This window comes from Pseudescherichia sp. (assembly GCF_032052675.1).
In the GTDB taxonomy this organism is placed as follows: Bacteria; Pseudomonadota; Gammaproteobacteria; order Enterobacterales; family Enterobacteriaceae; genus Pseudescherichia.
The window spans coordinates 82,612-97,339 of the sequence record NZ_DAMBWA010000004.1 but is presented as its reverse complement, the minus strand read 5'-3'; the positions used below and the strand labels follow the sequence as shown (position 1 = coordinate 97,339).

Here is a 14,728-nt window from a genome sequence, read left to right as displayed (position 1 = left end):
TATAGCATGGGAAACGGCAGTCTTACAGACTGGAAATCCATAATTTCGTCATTATTTACCAGCAGGATGAAACCATGAAGAAACCAGCGCCATCAGCAGTGACTTTCACGAAAAATGATGTAGAAATTATTGCACGCGAAACACTCTATAACGGTTTTTTTTCACTGGAGCGCTGGCGCTTTCGCCATCGGCTTTTTAACGGTGAGATGAGCGGTGAGGTCACGCGTGAAATTTTTGAGCGCGGCCACGCTGCCGTCTTGCTACCCTATGACCTCGTGCGCGACGAGGTTGTACTGATTGAGCAGATCCGCATTCCGGCCTATGAGACCAGTGAAACGCCTTGGCTACTGGAGCTGGTTGCTGGCATGATCGAAGAGGGCGAGAGCGTGGAAGACGTGGCCCGCCGCGAAGCGGTAGAAGAGGCCGGGCTGCAGGTTGGCCGGGTAAAAGCGTTTATGAGCTATCTGGCCAGCCCCGGCGGCACCAGCGAGCGCTTATCGTTAATGGTTGGCGAAGTGGATGCCACCCAGGCCAAAGGTATACATGGCCTGGTGGACGAAAACGAAGATATTCGTGTTCATGTGGTGAGCCGGGAGCAGGCTTACCAGTGGGTTGAAGAGGGGAAAATAGACAACGCCGCGTCGGTCATTGCCCTGCAATGGCTGCAGCTGCACTACGAAAAGTTGAGAACTGAGTGGAAAAAATGAAGCGTTATACACCTGACTTTCCTGAAATGATGCGCCTGTGCGAAACCAACTTCGCCCAGCTACGCCGCCTGCTGCCACGCAATGACGCACCCGGCGAAACAGTGAGCTATCAGGTGGCCAATGCGCAATACCGAGTAACGATTACAGAATCAACCCGCTACACTACGCTGGTGGAAATCGTGCAGACAGCACCGGCGATCAGCTACTGGAGCATGCCGTCGTTAACGGTACGCCTCTATCACGATGCTATGGTCGCTGAAGTGTGTTCAAGCCAGCAGATCTTTCGCTTTAAAGCGCGGTATGATTACCCAAATAAAAAGTTGCACCAACGCGACGAAAAGCATCAAATTAATCAGTTTCTGGCCGACTGGCTTAGGTACTGTTTAGCACATGGAGCAATGGCGATTCCGGTTTGTTAGCATCGTGAAACCTACCTAAGGACACCATTTGGAAAGCCTGTTAAACCTGAATCTGGCGGGTGAGGCCAGTATCAGGATCTTACAAATAACCGATACTCACCTGTTTGCCGAAAAGCATGAAACGCTGTTAGGGGTCAATACCTGGGAGAGCTATCAGGCGGTATTGGAAGCCATCCGGGCCGAGCGGCGTCACTGCGATTTGATTGTCGCTACCGGCGATCTGGCACAGGATCACTCTGCTGCGGCCTATCAGCACTTTGCTGAGGGTATCGCCAGCTTTGACGTGCCCTGCGTATGGCTGCCCGGCAATCATGACTTCCAGCCCGCGATGTACAGCGCGCTGCAGGAGGCCGGCATCTCGGGTGCCAAGCGGGTCTTTGCCGGTGACAACTGGCAGATACTGCTGCTCGACAGCCAGGTGTTTGGCGTTCCACACGGTGAACTGAGTGAGTTTCAGCTGGAGTGGCTGGAGAAAAAGCTGGCGGAGGTGCCGGAGCGCTACACGCTGCTGCTGCTGCATCACCATCCGCTGCCGGCGGGATGCAGCTGGCTGGATCAGCATAGCCTGCGTAACTCGCAGGAGCTGGATAACGTGCTGGTGCGCTATCCCCGGGTCAGACACCTGCTGTGCGGCCATATTCATCAGGAGCAGGATCTCGACTGGAACGGCCGCCGCCTGCTGGCGACGCCTTCGACCTGCGTCCAGTTTAAGCCGCACTGCGCCAACTTTACGCTAGATACCATCGCGCCGGGCTGGCGCTGGCTGGAGCTCAACGCCGACGGCACGCTGCATACCGAAGTCAGCCGCCTGCAGAGCAGCCGCTTCAGCCCTGACACAGCGTCAGAAGGCTACTGATGGCGACGCTCCTCTATCTGCACGGGTTTAATAGCTCGCCGCGCTCGGCAAAGGCCGTGGCGCTACAGCAGTGGCTGGCAGAGCACCATCCGCACATTGAGATGGTGGTGCCGCAGCTGCCACCCTATCCGGCGGATGCCGCCGAGCTGCTGGAGTCGCTGGTGCTGGGGCACGGCGGCGAGCCGCTGGGGCTGGTGGGTTCCTCTCTTGGCGGTTACTATGCCACCTGGCTCTCCCAGTGCTTTATGCTGCCCGCGGTGGTCGTGAATCCGGCGGTGCGCCCGTTTGAACTGCTGGCCGATTATCTTGGCCGCAACGAGAACCCCTACACCGGACAGCAATATGTGCTAGAGTCACGCCATATTTACGATCTCAAAACCATGCAGATCGATCCGCTGGAGGCGGCAGATTTAATCTGGCTGCTGCAGCAAACGGGTGATGAAGTGCTGGATTACCGCCAGGCCGTCGCGTACTACGCCTCGTGCCGTCAAACGGTTGAAGAAGGCGGAAACCATGCCTTTGTGGGCTTTGACGATCACTTTTCACAGATTATCGATTTCCTCGGGCTGCACTGAGCCTCGCAGGGGACGATGCTGTCACTATCTACGAATACACCATGACGCAATCCTATAACGCTGATGCCATTGAGGTATTAACCGGGCTTGAGCCGGTCCGCCGCCGCCCGGGGATGTATACCGACACTACTCGTCCTAACCATCTTGGTCAGGAAGTTATCGATAACAGCGTGGATGAAGCGCTGGCCGGGCACGCCAAACGCGTGGAGGTGATCCTCCATGCCGATCAGTCGCTGGAAGTCATCGACGACGGGCGCGGTATGCCGGTGGATATCCACCCGGAAGAGGGCGTTCCGGCGGTTGAACTGATCCTCTGCCGCCTGCACGCGGGCGGTAAGTTCTCGAACAAAAACTACCAGTTCTCCGGCGGCCTGCACGGGGTGGGGATCTCGGTGGTTAACGCCCTGTCAAAGCGCGTTGAAGTTAACGTCAAGCGCGACGGCAAGATCTATAACATCGCCTTTGCCAACGGCGACAAGGTGAAAGATCTCTCCGTGGTAGGCAGTACGCCGAAGCGCACCACCGGAACCAGCGTTCACTTCTGGCCGGACGAAAGCTTTTTCGACAGCCCGCGCTTCTCGGTATCGCGCCTGACCCATGTCCTGAAGGCCAAAGCGGTGCTCTGCCCCGGTGTGGAGATTGTCTTCAAGGATAAGGTCAATGACAGCGAGCAGCGCTGGTGCTACGCCGACGGCCTCAACGACTACCTGGCCGAAGCGGTTAACGGCCTGCCGACCCTGCCGGAGAAGCCCTTTATCGGTGCCTTTGCCGGTGATACCGAGGCGGTGGATTGGGCGCTGCTGTGGCTGCCGGAGGGCGGCGAGCTGCTCACCGAGAGCTACGTTAACCTGATCCCGACCATGCAGGGCGGGACGCACGTCAACGGCCTGCGTCAGGGGCTGCTGGACGCGATGCGCGAGTTTTGCGAATACCGCAATATCCTGCCGCGTGGCGTTAAGCTGTCAGCGGAGGATATCTGGGACCGCTGCGCCTACGTGCTGTCGGTGAAGATGCAGGATCCGCAGTTTGCCGGGCAGACCAAAGAGCGCCTGTCTTCGCGCCAGTGCGCCGCGTTCGTTTCCGGCGTGGTAAAAGACGCCTTCAGCCTGTGGCTGAACCAGAACGTGCAGGCGGCGGAGATGCTGGCCGAGATGGCGATCTCCAGCGCCCAGCGTCGTCTGCGGGCGGCGAAGAAGGTGGTGCGTAAAAAGCTCACCAGCGGCCCGGCGCTGCCCGGCAAGCTGGCGGACTGCACCGCGCAGGATCTCAACCGCACCGAGCTATTCCTGGTCGAGGGTGACTCGGCGGGCGGCTCGGCCAAGCAGGCGCGCGACCGCGAGTTCCAGGCGATCATGCCGCTAAAGGGTAAGATCCTCAATACCTGGGAGGTCTCCTCTGACGAAGTGCTGGCCTCGCAGGAGGTGCACGACATTTCGGTAGCCATCGGCATCGATCCGGACAGCGAAGATCTCACTCAGCTGCGCTACGGCAAGATCTGCATCCTCGCCGATGCGGACTCCGACGGCCTGCACATCGCGACGCTGCTCTGCGCCCTGTTTGTGAAGCACTTCCGTACCCTGGTGAAGCATGGTCACGTCTACGTGGCGCTGCCGCCGCTCTACCGTATCGATCTGGGCAAAGAGGTCTACTACGCCCTGACCGAAGAGGAGAAGGCGGGCGTGCTGGAGCAGCTGAAGCGTAAGAAGGGCAAGCCTAACGTTCAGCGCTTTAAAGGGCTGGGGGAGATGAACCCGATGCAGCTGCGTGAGACGACGCTCGATCCTAATACCCGCCGCCTGGTGCAGCTCACCATCAGTGACGATGACGATCAGCGTACCAACGCCATTATGGATATGCTGCTGGCCAAGAAGCGCTCGGAAGACCGACGCAACTGGCTCCAGGAAAAAGGCGATATGGCCGATATCGAAGCCTGATACACCAGCCCCGCAGTGCGGGGCTTTTTTTTACCCCCTCCGCTACCCCTTTAGGCGACTCACTTTCCCCTTTTAACAGGTATATGATCTGCAAAAGAAGTTTCTCCAAAACCCTTACCAAGAGGATGAAACATGCAGCGCATTGTCATACCTACCCACTATGTTCACGTTCGCTCGACGCCCCTGTGGACAAAAGAGACCGCACCGGCCTCCATCTGGCAACGGCATCTGGACGCGGGGACCCGCCAGGGCGTTAACCCACGCCTCTGCGTCATGCGGGGCACTATCCGTTATTACGGGTATGCCGATGAGACCAGCCCGGAGCCGGTGGAGACCCTGACCATTGAAGCAGGGCAGTTTGGCGTCTTTCCGGCAGAGAAGTGGCACCGCATCGAAGCCCTGTCTGACGATACGGTATTTAACGTCGATTTTTGGGTCGATCCTAACGTACTCATTGAAGGTTGAGGTAGATATCATGACCACGGAAAACAGAGGCTACGCCTTAGCGATTACACACGGCAGCAGCGGCGCAACGGCAGAGAAGGTTTACCTGAAACCGATGTCGCTCTACGTCCCGGCTCTCGCCCATACGGCGGTAGCGGAGCTTATCAACACGCTGGCAGATAAAAGTGAAAGCGAGAAAGGTTTTACGTTGACGGTAACGAACAACAACAACGGCGTATCGGCCGATAAAGACTTTTCCCGCCTTGCTGAATTAGAAGACGCCACCACGGCGGCGGACACGGTGAAGGATCTGATTAATATCGTACGCGGGTATGAATCAGACGAAGAGACCAACGTCTGCGGCTGGTAAATGCCCTACGCCGCCGAGTGATTTTTCCGATACTGGAGCGGCGTCTCGCCGATGCCTCGCTTAAAAGAGCTAATAAACCAGGTCACGTCGGAAAAGCCCACCCGTGCGGCGATGTCACGCACGCTCTCATCGCTGTGCAGCAGGCACTCGCAGGCCTTGCGTAGCCGCAGCGTATTCAGATAGTCGTGGATCTTCTCGCCCGTTTCGGCATGAAACTTTCGTGACACGTAGCTGCGCGACTTGCCCAGCTCGTTCGCCAGGGCGTCGAGGCTAAATTTATGCTGATAGTGCTCATCGAGCCAGAACATCGCCTGGCTAGCAATGCTGCGGCTGTCGCCAGGCGTGCCGTCGCGATCGGCGGGCAGCATGGCAAACAGGCTGATGAGCAGGCTGGCGACGCTTTCGCTGTTCATCGGCTGCGGGTAGCAGCTAAACAGATAGTCGATATGGCTATGGCAGGCGGCAACGTCCGCCACCCACGCCGGGCCGCCGCGTCGGGAGAGCGTCTGCAACCGCTGCTGGGCCAGGGGAAAATCACGCAGCGCCTTCAGCACCGCGTGGTGATCGAGATGGATAATGGTGCGCCGGTAGATCGCCTCGGCCTGCTCATCCACCCTCACCTTGTGCAGGGTAAAGGGCGGAAAGAAGAAGAGCCGCCCCGGCCGCATGGTGTAGTGACGGTTATCGACGATCGCCACCCCGAAGCCCTCCTCAACGTAGAGGATCTCCAGGCACTGGTGCCAGTGATGATAGCGCACGGTATTAGCAAACAGGCGGCTGAACGATGCGACGGCATCGTTTAAGGTAATCAGCTCCAGATAGTCAGATTTTGGCTCATCGCGCATAGTGCAATAAAACTCAACTTTTACCCCTCTGCACGTCTTTATAAACCACCTTTTTAAATTTTCTCAACTGCGAGTTTATTCATCTCTCCCGGCTGTGACGTGGCTAACATTTCTACGCGCCAGCGATTCACTATCCTTGAGCCACTTTGTTAAGAGGCTGATGCGGAAATGGAAACATCAAATGTATTGTCATCCCGGCAGGACGTCGTTGAGCTGGTTGCGGAGATGCTGGGCGCGCTGGATAAGCAGTTTCCCAAGGGGCAGTCACGCTTCGCGTTAGGTAATACCTGCGCCCACTACAGCGTTGAGATCGCCAATATGGAAGGGCTGTCGCGGGCGCTGTGGGGCCTGTTTCCGCTGCTGGCTGGCGGCGAGGAGACGCCGCTTAGCGCCAAATACATCGCTGCCATCAAGCAGGGGACCGATCCGCACAGCCCAGGCTACTGGGGCGAGACCGGGCCTTACGACCAGCGGCTGGTGGAGATGGCGGCCTACGGCTTAGGTCTGGCGCTGATGCAGGACCGCCTGCTGGCCTGCTTTAGCCCGCGCGAGCAGGCGAACCTCCACGCCTGGCTGAATCAAATCACCGACGCCGAAATGCCCGACAGCAACTGGAACTACTTCGCCATTATGGTGCAGCTCGGCTTTAAACGCGCCGGGCTGCCCTGGGATCGCGATGCGGTAGAGCGGCGCTTTACGATGATGGAGGCTTACTACCTCGGTGACGGCTGGTACTCAGACGGTCCGGGGCGACCGAAAGATTACTACATCTCGATGGCGTTTCACTTCTACGGCCTGATCTACGCCACGCTGAACGCCGAGGACGATCCGCATCGTGCCGCCACCCTGAAGGAGAGGGCGCAGCGGTTCGCCCATGACTTTATCACTATGTCGGCGGCGGGCGGGGAGTCGGTGCCTTTTGGCCGCAGTCTGACCTACCGTTTTGCGATGGTGGCCTTCTGGAGCGGGGTGGCCTTTGCTGAGCTGGACGTATTTACGCCGGGGATAGTGAAGGGGATCGTTCTTCGCCACCTGCGCTGGTGGCTGGCGCAGCCTATCTTTGACCGGGACGGCATTCTGACCCTCGGCTTTGCCTACCCGAACCTCGCCATGTGCGAAGACTATAACTCTCCCGGCTCACCCTACTGGGCGCTGAAGGTGTTCCTGATCCTCGCTCTACCAGAAGGGCATCCGTTCTGGCAGGCAGAGGAGCAGCCTTTACCCGCGCTGGCGGCGCAGCGGGCGCTTCCCCATGCCGGACAGATCCTGATGCACAGCGAAGCCTCGCGGCACGTCTGCATGCTCGCCTCTGGCCAGCTTGAGCTGAACAACTACGTCAATACCGAGGCGAAATACACCAAGTTTGCCTATTCCAGCCGCTTTGGTTTCACCATCGAACGCGGGCGCTACGGCATCAAGCACGCTGCCTGTGACAGCATGCTGCTGCTGGCGGAGGGGGATGAGTACTACCGGGGCCGTCGCGGCTGCGACGAGACGGTGGTCAACGATGCGTACATCTTCTCGCGCTGGTCGCCCTGGCACGATGTGCAGGTTGCCACCTGGCTGATCCCCTGCGGCGACGGTCATCTGCGCCTGCACCGCATCGATACCGCGCGCCATCTGAATAGCGTTGAGGGCGGTTTCGCGGTGATGAAAGCCCCGCACCAGACCCAGGCCTCCGGCTGCGTAGTTCACGCCGCCAACGGCAGCAGCGCTATCTACGATCTCTCGTTTGGCCTTGAGCGTCACGGCGACTGCGTCATTACTCCGCCCAACAGCAGCGTGATGTTTGCCGAGTGTGCGGCGATCCCGGTCTTAACCGCCACCCTGAGGCCGGGGCGTCACTGGCTCTGCTGCGCGGCTATCGCGGGCGATCCGACATACAGCGATATGACCTCTCTCCCCGAGGTGCTTCTGGATAACGAAACGCTGACGGTGCGCCATGTCGGCCAGCCAACGGCGTTAGTCATTACGTTATAAAAAACTCTGACCCCTACATGCTTTCGTCGAGGATAGTATGGATAAAATAATTAAAACCAACCGGACTGAATATTACAAAATCAGCTCCTTTATCTTTCTCTACTTCTTTACCTGGTCAGCCAGTATTGGGCTGCTGGCTATCTGGCTCGGGCAAAAAGCGAACCTAAGCGGGACGGTGATCGGCACGGTATTTGCTGTTAACGGTATCTTCTCGGTGATCCTTAAGCCCATCTACGGCTACATTCTGGATAAGATCGGCATGAGCAAATATCTGCTCTATTTTGTGGTCGCCGTGTCGGCTCTGATGGCACCGTTCTTTATCTACGTCTACCAGCCGCTGCTGCTCTCCAATACGCTGCTGGGGATCGTCGTCGGCGCCATCTATTTAAGCTTCGCCTGGTACGCGGGCGTTGCGGCCTGCGAATCCTATACCGATCGCTACAGCCGGCTGAACGGCATGGAGTTCGGCCAGATCCGCATGTGGGGATCGCTGGGCTGGGCGGTGGCCTCCTCCTTCTCCGGGCTGCTGTTTAACCTCTCTCCGGCATACAACTTCATTATGGGCAGCGTCGCCTCCCTCGTGATGCTGGTGGTGCTGTTTAGCCTGAAGGTGGATACGCGAACCGAGCGTGCGGGCGAGGTGCTGGCGAAGGAGAAGATCGTTCCCGCCGACGTCTATGCCCTGCTGAAAAACCGTAAGTTCTGGGCCTTCTGCCTCTACGTGGCTGGCGTGGCGTGGATGATGTTTATCGCCGAGCAGCAGTTCTCCCGCTACTTCGTCACCTTCTTTGACGATGTGCACCAGGGCAACGCCGTGTTTGGCTATCTGGGTACCGTGCAGTCGGGAATGGAGTTTGTGATGTACATGATCATCCCGATGTTTGTGAACTACGTCGGGGCCAAGCGCGGGCTGCTGATCGTCGGTCTGGTGGTTGGCGCGCGGCTGATTATCTCCGGGCTGTGTGATTCCCATCTCTTAATCTCCGTGCTCAAGCCGCTCTATGGTCTGGAGATCTGCCTCCTGCTGGTGTCGGTCTTTAAATATATCGCCGAGCATTTCGATAAGCGCGTTAACGCCACCATGTACCTGCTGGGCTACCAGGCGATGCTCTACGTCGGCAACGTGGTGGTCTCATCCCCGGCGGGGATCCTCTACGACAAAATCGGCTTTGAGCAGACCTATATCATCATGGGCGCGATAGCCCTGACCTTTACCCTTATCTCAGCCTTTACCCTGTCGGCCTGTCAGAGCAAGCGTCGCGGTGCGCCTGCGGTCAACGTCGCCGGGTAGATCATTTATTCACAAGAAGAAGGACCGGAATATGTTAAATCGTATCGTTGAGGAGCGTCTGGGAGCGGTACCCGCGCCGGTGGATGAGCACGCCTTTCAGGATGAGCTGGTTACCGCCCGTCATCAGACCCTCGAACTGATAAGCCGTCATTTAACGGAGTTCGGTGAAAAGTTTCCAGCCGAAACCTGCGTCAAAGGCTGCTACCCGCTCACCGATAACGTGGAGTGGACCACCAGCTTCTGGACCGGCCAGCTGTGGCTGGCGTGGGAGATGAGCGGCGACGCGTCATATCGCACGCTGGCGGAGAAGCACGTGCGCTCTTTCGGGCTGCGCATTGCCGGACGCCAGGATACCAACACTCACGATCTCGGTTTTCTCTATACGCTCTCCTGCGTGGCGGCCTGGCGCTTGACCGGCAACCGAGACGCACGTGGCTTTGCGCTTCAGGCCGCTGAGGCGCTGCTGGAACGCTTCCATCAAAAGGCGCAGATCATCCAGGCGTGGGGCGATCTTACCGATCCGCAGCAGGCGGGAAGGATGATCATCGACTGTAACATGAACCTGCCGCTGCTCTACTGGGCCAGCGAGCAGACCGGCGATCCGCGCTTTGCCGAGGCGGCGAAAGCCCACGTTCAGCAGGCGGCGGAATATCTGATCCGCGACGATGCGTCGACCTTTCACACCTACTACATGGACGTGCAGACCGGCGCGCCGCGCTACGGCAATACCCAGCAGGGCTATGCCGATGATTCATGCTGGTCGCGAGGGCAGGCGTGGGGTATCTATGGCTTCCTGCTGAGCTACCTCTACACTGGCGATAAAACGATGGTGGCGCTGTCAAAAAGGCTGGCGAACTACTTCCTTAACCGCCTGCCGGAGGATGGCGTCTGCCACTGGGATCTGGCGCTGGTCGGCAGTGACGCGCTGCGGGACTCCTCGTCCGCCGCCATTGCCGTCTGCGGCCTGCTGGAGCTGGTCAAGCAGCTACCGGTAAGCGATCCCGATCGCGCCCGCTATCAGCAGTGGGCGATGCACATTATGTCGTCGCTGAATAAGCACTATCTGATGGGCATTAACGAACCCGGCAACGGGCTGTTGAAGCACTCGGTGTACCATCTCGCCAGTAACAAGGGCGTGGATGAGTGTGCCAGCTGGGGGGATTACTTCTACGTCGAGGCGCTGATGCGGTTTAGCCAGAGCTGGAAGCTCTACTGGTAACGGGTACGGGTGGTAAACGCCCGGTGGCGCTGCGCTTACCGGGCCTACGTCGTATAACATGCGGGGGCCTGGCCCCCGCCTGATTAAACCCCTTGCTCCAGAATGCGGATATGGGTTTCTAACACGTCGCTTTTTACCGCCTCGCCCCACGCTTTCATGTGCGGGGTTTGCAGGTGCGCTTCAAGGTGGGCCACGGTCTCCCACTGCTCCACCATCACGATTGAGTCCGGGTTAGTAGCCTGAAAGCTCACGTTAGCGGCGGTGTCTACCATCGGCGCATAGCCGTGGCAGCCCGCTTCCTCTAATACGGTTGGGATAATTTTCGCAAACTCGTCCAGCACGGCCTGGCGATGATGCTGGCCCGGACGGGTGCGAATCTCTGCAATCACTGTCAACATGGTCAACTCCTTCTTTGTACCGTCTGACAGTTAAGCAAAAATTTCCGCAAGATGCTTGCGATATTCTGCGGTATAGCGAGGCACGTCCGGCATTTTAATCACATCGTTAGCGATAAAGGTCGGCAGCGCGTCCATTCCAAGGAACTGATTCGCCTTGTGAAACGGCAGATAAACGCCATCAACGCCCACGCCGTGGAAGAACTGCTCTTTGTCGGTGAAAGCCTCCAGCGGTGCGTTCCAGGTCAGCGACAGCATGTAGGTTTTGCCCTGAATCAGGCCGCCGGAACCATATTTTTTCGCATCGTCGGAGCGGGTACGGCCATCGCTGGCATACAGGGAGCCGTGACCTTCGGTAAAGACGTCATCAATGTACTTTTTCACCGTCCACGGTGCGCCCATCCACCAGCCCGGCATCTGCCAGATTACGGTGTCGGCCCACAGGAAGTTCTGTACTTCCTCTTTCACATCGTAGTCGCCGTCGGTGCGGACCACTTTCACATCGTGGCCGCTGTCGCGCAGGAAGCTGGCGGCGACGTCGGTCATGGTGTCATTCAGCTGGCCGTTAGAGTGGCCGAATTTTTTAGCGCCGTTGATAATTAAGATGTTGCTCATTATTTGTCCCGTTAGAAAACGAATTTGCCGACTATTGTAATGGCCGGTACTAGAGAGAAAAATGAGCAAAATGTGCAAAGACTTTTGCATCTACAGCAATAATGGCGGCTGCATCCAGCGTCACCCAGGGTAAAAAAGGTTAAATTTTTCTGCCAGCCATGCATTTCGCTCTACCCTGTTAAGGGATAACGAAACAAGATGAAAGGGAGATACACGATGAAAAAATTAGCTGCTATTGCCGCCATCGCTATGATGGCCTCCGCCCCCGTTTTCGCCGCCGAGGGGGGCTTCAGCGGGCCATCGGCCACGCAAACCCAGACGCAAAACCAGACTCAGCAGGGTGGATTCGTGGATAACAGCGTAAGCCCGACCACAGCAGCGAAGGCAAAAGATCTGCAAGACGACAGCTGGGTGAAGTTGCGGGGTAACATCACCGAGCGCCTCTCTGACGATCGCTACGTTTTCCGCGATGCCAGCGGTACGGTAAACGTGGAAATTGAGCAAAAACGCTGGAACGGCCAGAACGTGACCCCGCAGGATCAGGTTGAAATTCAGGGTAAAGTTGACAAGGACTGGAACGAGTTTGAGATCGAGGTGAAGCAAATCACCAGGCTCGCCAAGTAAATCCCCGAAGGGCCGGTTATCCGGCCTTTTTCTTGTGACTCAGGAGGGCAGATAAGGTAAAATCTGCGGCAATATTGCCCCTGAATAATTGGGTGCAAACGCTGAGGAATCACACGTAATGAGCGATATGGCAGAGCGCCTCGCGCTACATGAATTCACTGAAAACGCCTACCTAAACTACTCCATGTACGTCATCATGGACCGCGCGTTGCCGTTTATTGGCGACGGCCTGAAGCCGGTGCAGCGGCGTATCGTGTACGCCATGTCTGAACTGGGCCTCAACGCCAGCGCGAAGTTTAAAAAATCCGCCCGTACCGTGGGCGACGTGCTGGGTAAATACCATCCCCACGGCGACAGCGCCTGCTACGAAGCAATGGTGCTGATGGCCCAGCCGTTCTCCTACCGCTATCCACTGGTTGACGGCCAGGGGAACTGGGGGGCGCCGGACGATCCGAAATCCTTCGCGGCGATGCGTTACACCGAGTCGCGCCTCTCCAAATATGCCGAGCTGCTGCTGGGCGAGCTGGGGCAGGGCACCGTTGAGTGGGTGCCTAACTTTGACGGCACGCTGCAGGAGCCGAAAATGCTGCCTGCCCGCCTGCCAAACATTCTGCTGAACGGTACCACCGGGATCGCCGTTGGCATGGCGACGGATATTCCGCCGCACAACCTGCGCGAAGTGGCCCAGGCGGCCATCGCCCTGATCGACCAGCCGAAGACCACGCTCGATCAGCTGCTGGATATTGTCCAGGGGCCGGACTACCCGACCGAGGCGGAGATCATTACCTCTCGGGCGGAAATCCGCAAAATTTACCAGAACGGCCGCGGCTCCGTGCGCATGCGTGCGGTGTGGAAAAAAGAGGATGGCGCGGTGGTCATTACCGCACTGCCGCACCAGGTTTCCGGGGCGCGCGTGCTGGAGCAGATCGCGGCCCAGATGCGTAATAAAAAGCTGCCGATGGTGGACGATCTGCGTGACGAGTCGGATCACGAAAACCCGACCCGTCTGGTGGTTGTGCCGCGCTCTAACCGGGTGGATATGGATCAGGTGATGAACCACCTGTTCGCCACCACCGATCTGGAGAAGAGCTACCGTATCAACCTGAACATGATCGGCCTCGACGGACGTCCAGCGGTGAAAAACCTGCTGGAGATCCTCACCGAGTGGCTGGCGTTCCGCCGCGATACCGTGCGCCGCCGCCTGAACCACCGCCTGGAGAAGGTGCTCAAGCGCCTGCACATCCTTGAAGGTTTGCTGGTGGCGTTCCTTAACATCGACGAGGTGATTGAGATCATCCGCGGTGAAGATGAACCTAAGCCGGTGTTGATGTCGCGTTTTGGCATCAGTGAAACCCAGGCTGAAGCGATCCTGGAGCTGAAGCTGCGCCACCTTGCCAAGCTGGAAGAGATGAAGATCCGCGGCGAGCAGAGCGAGCTGGAAAAAGAGCGCGACCGTTTGCAGAGCACGCTGGCCTCCGAGCGTAAAATGAGCACCCTGCTGAAGAAAGAGCTGCAGGCCGATGCCGACGCGTTCGGCGACGATCGCCGTTCACCGCTGCACGAGCGTGAAGAGGCGAAGGCGATGAGCGAGCATGACATGCTGCCGTCCGAGCCGGTGACTATCGTGCTGTCGCAGATGGGCTGGGTGCGCAGCGCCAAAGGTCATGATATCGATGCCCAGGGCCTGAGCTACAAAGCAGGCGATAGCTGGAAAGCATCCGCTAAAGGAAAAACCAACCAGCCGGTGGTGTTTATCGACACTACCGGGCGTAGCTACGCCGTCGATCCGCTGACGCTGCCGTCGGCGCGCGGGCAGGGCGAGCCGGTGACCGGCAAGCTGACGCTGCCGCCGGGTGCCACCGTTGAGCATATGGTGATGGCCAGCGAAGAGCAGAAGCTGCTGATGGCCTCCGACGCGGGTTACGGTTTTGTCTGTACCTTCAACGATCTGATTGCCCGCAACCGTGCCGGTAAAGCGCTGATTACTCTGCCGGAAAATGCGCACGTGTTGCCGCCGCTAGAGATTGTTGACGATAACGATCTGCTGCTGGCGATCACCGCCGCCGGACGCATGCTGATGTTCCCGATTAGCGATCTGCCGCAGCTGTCGAAAGGTAAAGGCAATAAGATCATCAGCATTCCGTCAGCCGAAGCGGCGAAGGGAGAGGATAGCCTGGCACACCTCTTTATCCTGCCGCCGCAGAGCACGCTAACCCTGCACGCCGGCAAGCGCAAAATCAAAATGCGCCCGGAAGAGCTGCAGAAGGTTCACGGCGAGCGTGGCCGTCGCGGGACGCTGATGCGCGGACTCCAGCGTATCGACAAGGTCGACATCGATTCGCCGCGTCGGGCAACGGCTGGCGACAGCGAAGAGTAATCCCTGTGTGCTTCTCCCCCTTCCCGCCGAAGGGGGAGCTACCCATAAAATTTCCCGTAAAGTCATTGTTAAATCGC

15 protein-coding genes are annotated in these 14,728 nt (G+C 58.2%); 12 read left to right on the top strand and 3 right to left on the bottom strand.

Annotated elements, in window-relative coordinates:
* Nucleotides 1-74 precede the first annotated feature (74 nt).
* The 7 genes from nudF to RTX96_RS07265 all read left to right on the top strand — a co-directional run bounded on the left by nudF (nt 75) and on the right by RTX96_RS07265 (nt 5,305).
* The gene (gene nudF / locus RTX96_RS07295; RefSeq protein ID WP_103820784.1) at nt 75-707 is read left to right on the top strand and encodes an ADP-ribose diphosphatase; all 633 of its coding nucleotides are present in this window, start codon (nt 75-77) and stop codon (nt 705-707) included.
* Nucleotides 704-1,126 carry a DUF1249 family protein gene (locus RTX96_RS07290; protein ID WP_042390317.1) on the top strand — a complete coding sequence of 141 codons (423 nt, stop codon included), beginning with the start codon at nt 704-706 and terminating at the stop codon, nt 1,124-1,126. Before nudF ends, RTX96_RS07290 begins: the two co-directional genes overlap by 4 nt.
* 28 nt (nt 1,127-1,154) lie before the next feature.
* On the top strand, nt 1,155-1,982 hold the full coding sequence (cpdA, locus tag RTX96_RS07285) for a 3',5'-cyclic-AMP phosphodiesterase (RefSeq protein WP_103820783.1): 828 nt from the start codon (nt 1,155-1,157) through the stop codon (nt 1,980-1,982).
* Nucleotides 1,982-2,557, top strand: coding sequence for an esterase YqiA (gene yqiA / locus RTX96_RS07280; protein WP_103820782.1), 576 nt, complete (start codon nt 1,982-1,984; stop codon nt 2,555-2,557). The genes cpdA and yqiA overlap by 1 nt, the downstream gene beginning before the upstream one ends.
* Before the next feature lie 41 nt (nt 2,558-2,598).
* Nucleotides 2,599-4,491: a DNA topoisomerase IV subunit B gene (parE, locus tag RTX96_RS07275; RefSeq protein WP_312670632.1), complete on the top strand. Its 1,893-nt coding sequence runs from the start codon at nt 2,599-2,601 to the stop codon at nt 4,489-4,491.
* Nucleotides 4,492-4,623: 132 nt separating this feature from the next.
* Nucleotides 4,624-4,956, top strand: a complete 333-nt coding sequence (locus RTX96_RS07270) for a DUF1971 domain-containing protein (protein WP_103820780.1) — start codon at nt 4,624-4,626, stop codon at nt 4,954-4,956.
* A 10-nt stretch (nt 4,957-4,966) separates the two neighbouring features.
* On the top strand, nt 4,967-5,305 hold the full coding sequence (locus RTX96_RS07265; RefSeq protein WP_103820779.1) for a DUF1869 domain-containing protein: 339 nt from the start codon (nt 4,967-4,969) through the stop codon (nt 5,303-5,305).
* Nucleotides 5,306-5,310: 5 nt separating this feature from the next.
* On the opposite strand, the gene RTX96_RS07260 is transcribed toward RTX96_RS07265, so the two are convergent.
* Nucleotides 5,311-6,150: an AraC family transcriptional regulator gene (locus RTX96_RS07260; protein ID WP_312670631.1), complete on the bottom strand. Its 840-nt coding sequence runs from the start codon at nt 6,148-6,150 to the stop codon at nt 5,311-5,313.
* A gap of 168 nt (nt 6,151-6,318) precedes the next feature.
* On the opposite strand from RTX96_RS07260, the gene RTX96_RS07255 reads away from it, so the two are divergent.
* From RTX96_RS07255 to RTX96_RS07245, 3 genes are read left to right on the top strand one after another with little or no spacing between them, the layout of a single operon-like run.
* Nucleotides 6,319-8,130 (top strand): DUF2264 domain-containing protein, encoded by a 1,812-nt coding sequence (locus tag RTX96_RS07255; RefSeq protein ID WP_312670630.1) that lies wholly within the window; start codon nt 6,319-6,321, stop codon nt 8,128-8,130.
* 37 nt (nt 8,131-8,167) lie between these two features.
* The gene (locus RTX96_RS07250; protein ID WP_042390331.1) at nt 8,168-9,421 is read left to right on the top strand and encodes an oligosaccharide MFS transporter; all 1,254 of its coding nucleotides are present in this window, start codon (nt 8,168-8,170) and stop codon (nt 9,419-9,421) included.
* A gap of 31 nt (nt 9,422-9,452) precedes the next feature.
* Nucleotides 9,453-10,640, top strand: coding sequence for a glycoside hydrolase family 88 protein (locus RTX96_RS07245; RefSeq protein WP_312670629.1), 1,188 nt, complete (start codon nt 9,453-9,455; stop codon nt 10,638-10,640).
* An 83-nt stretch (nt 10,641-10,723) separates the two neighbouring features.
* Here RTX96_RS07245 and RTX96_RS07240 read toward each other — a convergent pair whose 3' ends face one another.
* Nucleotides 10,724-11,038, bottom strand: coding sequence for a putative quinol monooxygenase (locus RTX96_RS07240; RefSeq protein WP_042390335.1), 315 nt, complete (start codon nt 11,036-11,038; stop codon nt 10,724-10,726).
* A 30-nt stretch (nt 11,039-11,068) separates the two neighbouring features.
* On the bottom strand, nt 11,069-11,650 hold the full coding sequence (locus RTX96_RS07235; protein ID WP_103820775.1) for an NAD(P)H-dependent oxidoreductase: 582 nt from the start codon (nt 11,648-11,650) through the stop codon (nt 11,069-11,071).
* Between the two features lie 216 nt (nt 11,651-11,866).
* Here RTX96_RS07235 and RTX96_RS07230 point away from each other — a divergent pair, with 216 nt between their 5' ends.
* Nucleotides 11,867-12,274, top strand: coding sequence for a NirD/YgiW/YdeI family stress tolerance protein (locus RTX96_RS07230; RefSeq protein ID WP_312670628.1), 408 nt, complete (start codon nt 11,867-11,869; stop codon nt 12,272-12,274).
* 118 nt (nt 12,275-12,392) lie between these two features.
* Nucleotides 12,393-14,651 (top strand): DNA topoisomerase IV subunit A, encoded by a 2,259-nt coding sequence (parC, locus tag RTX96_RS07225; protein WP_103820773.1) that lies wholly within the window; start codon nt 12,393-12,395, stop codon nt 14,649-14,651.
* Nucleotides 14,652-14,728: the final 77 nt, after the last annotated feature.

Excerpts from the sequence above, each read along its gene's own strand:
- nudF (WP_103820784.1), top strand. The coding sequence starts at position 75 with ATGAAGAAACCAGCGCCATCAGCAGTGACTTTCACGAAAAATGATGTA.
- RTX96_RS07290 (WP_042390317.1), top strand. The coding sequence starts at position 704 with ATGAAGCGTTATACACCTGACTTTCCTGAAATGATGCGCCTGTGCGAA.
- yqiA (WP_103820782.1), top strand. The coding sequence starts at position 1,982 with ATGGCGACGCTCCTCTATCTGCACGGGTTTAATAGCTCGCCGCGCTCG.
- parE (WP_312670632.1), top strand. The coding sequence starts at position 2,599 with ATGACGCAATCCTATAACGCTGATGCCATTGAGGTATTAACCGGGCTT.
- RTX96_RS07270 (WP_103820780.1), top strand. The coding sequence starts at position 4,624 with ATGCAGCGCATTGTCATACCTACCCACTATGTTCACGTTCGCTCGACG.
- RTX96_RS07265 (WP_103820779.1), top strand. The coding sequence starts at position 4,967 with ATGACCACGGAAAACAGAGGCTACGCCTTAGCGATTACACACGGCAGC.
- RTX96_RS07260 (WP_312670631.1), bottom strand. The coding sequence starts at position 6,150 with ATGCGCGATGAGCCAAAATCTGACTATCTGGAGCTGATTACCTTAAAC.
- RTX96_RS07255 (WP_312670630.1), top strand. The coding sequence starts at position 6,319 with ATGGAAACATCAAATGTATTGTCATCCCGGCAGGACGTCGTTGAGCTG.
- RTX96_RS07250 (WP_042390331.1), top strand. The coding sequence starts at position 8,168 with ATGGATAAAATAATTAAAACCAACCGGACTGAATATTACAAAATCAGC.
- RTX96_RS07245 (WP_312670629.1), top strand. The coding sequence starts at position 9,453 with ATGTTAAATCGTATCGTTGAGGAGCGTCTGGGAGCGGTACCCGCGCCG.
- RTX96_RS07240 (WP_042390335.1), bottom strand. The coding sequence starts at position 11,038 with ATGTTGACAGTGATTGCAGAGATTCGCACCCGTCCGGGCCAGCATCAT.
- RTX96_RS07235 (WP_103820775.1), bottom strand. The coding sequence starts at position 11,650 with ATGAGCAACATCTTAATTATCAACGGCGCTAAAAAATTCGGCCACTCT.
- RTX96_RS07230 (WP_312670628.1), top strand. The coding sequence starts at position 11,867 with ATGAAAAAATTAGCTGCTATTGCCGCCATCGCTATGATGGCCTCCGCC.
- parC (WP_103820773.1), top strand. The coding sequence starts at position 12,393 with ATGAGCGATATGGCAGAGCGCCTCGCGCTACATGAATTCACTGAAAAC.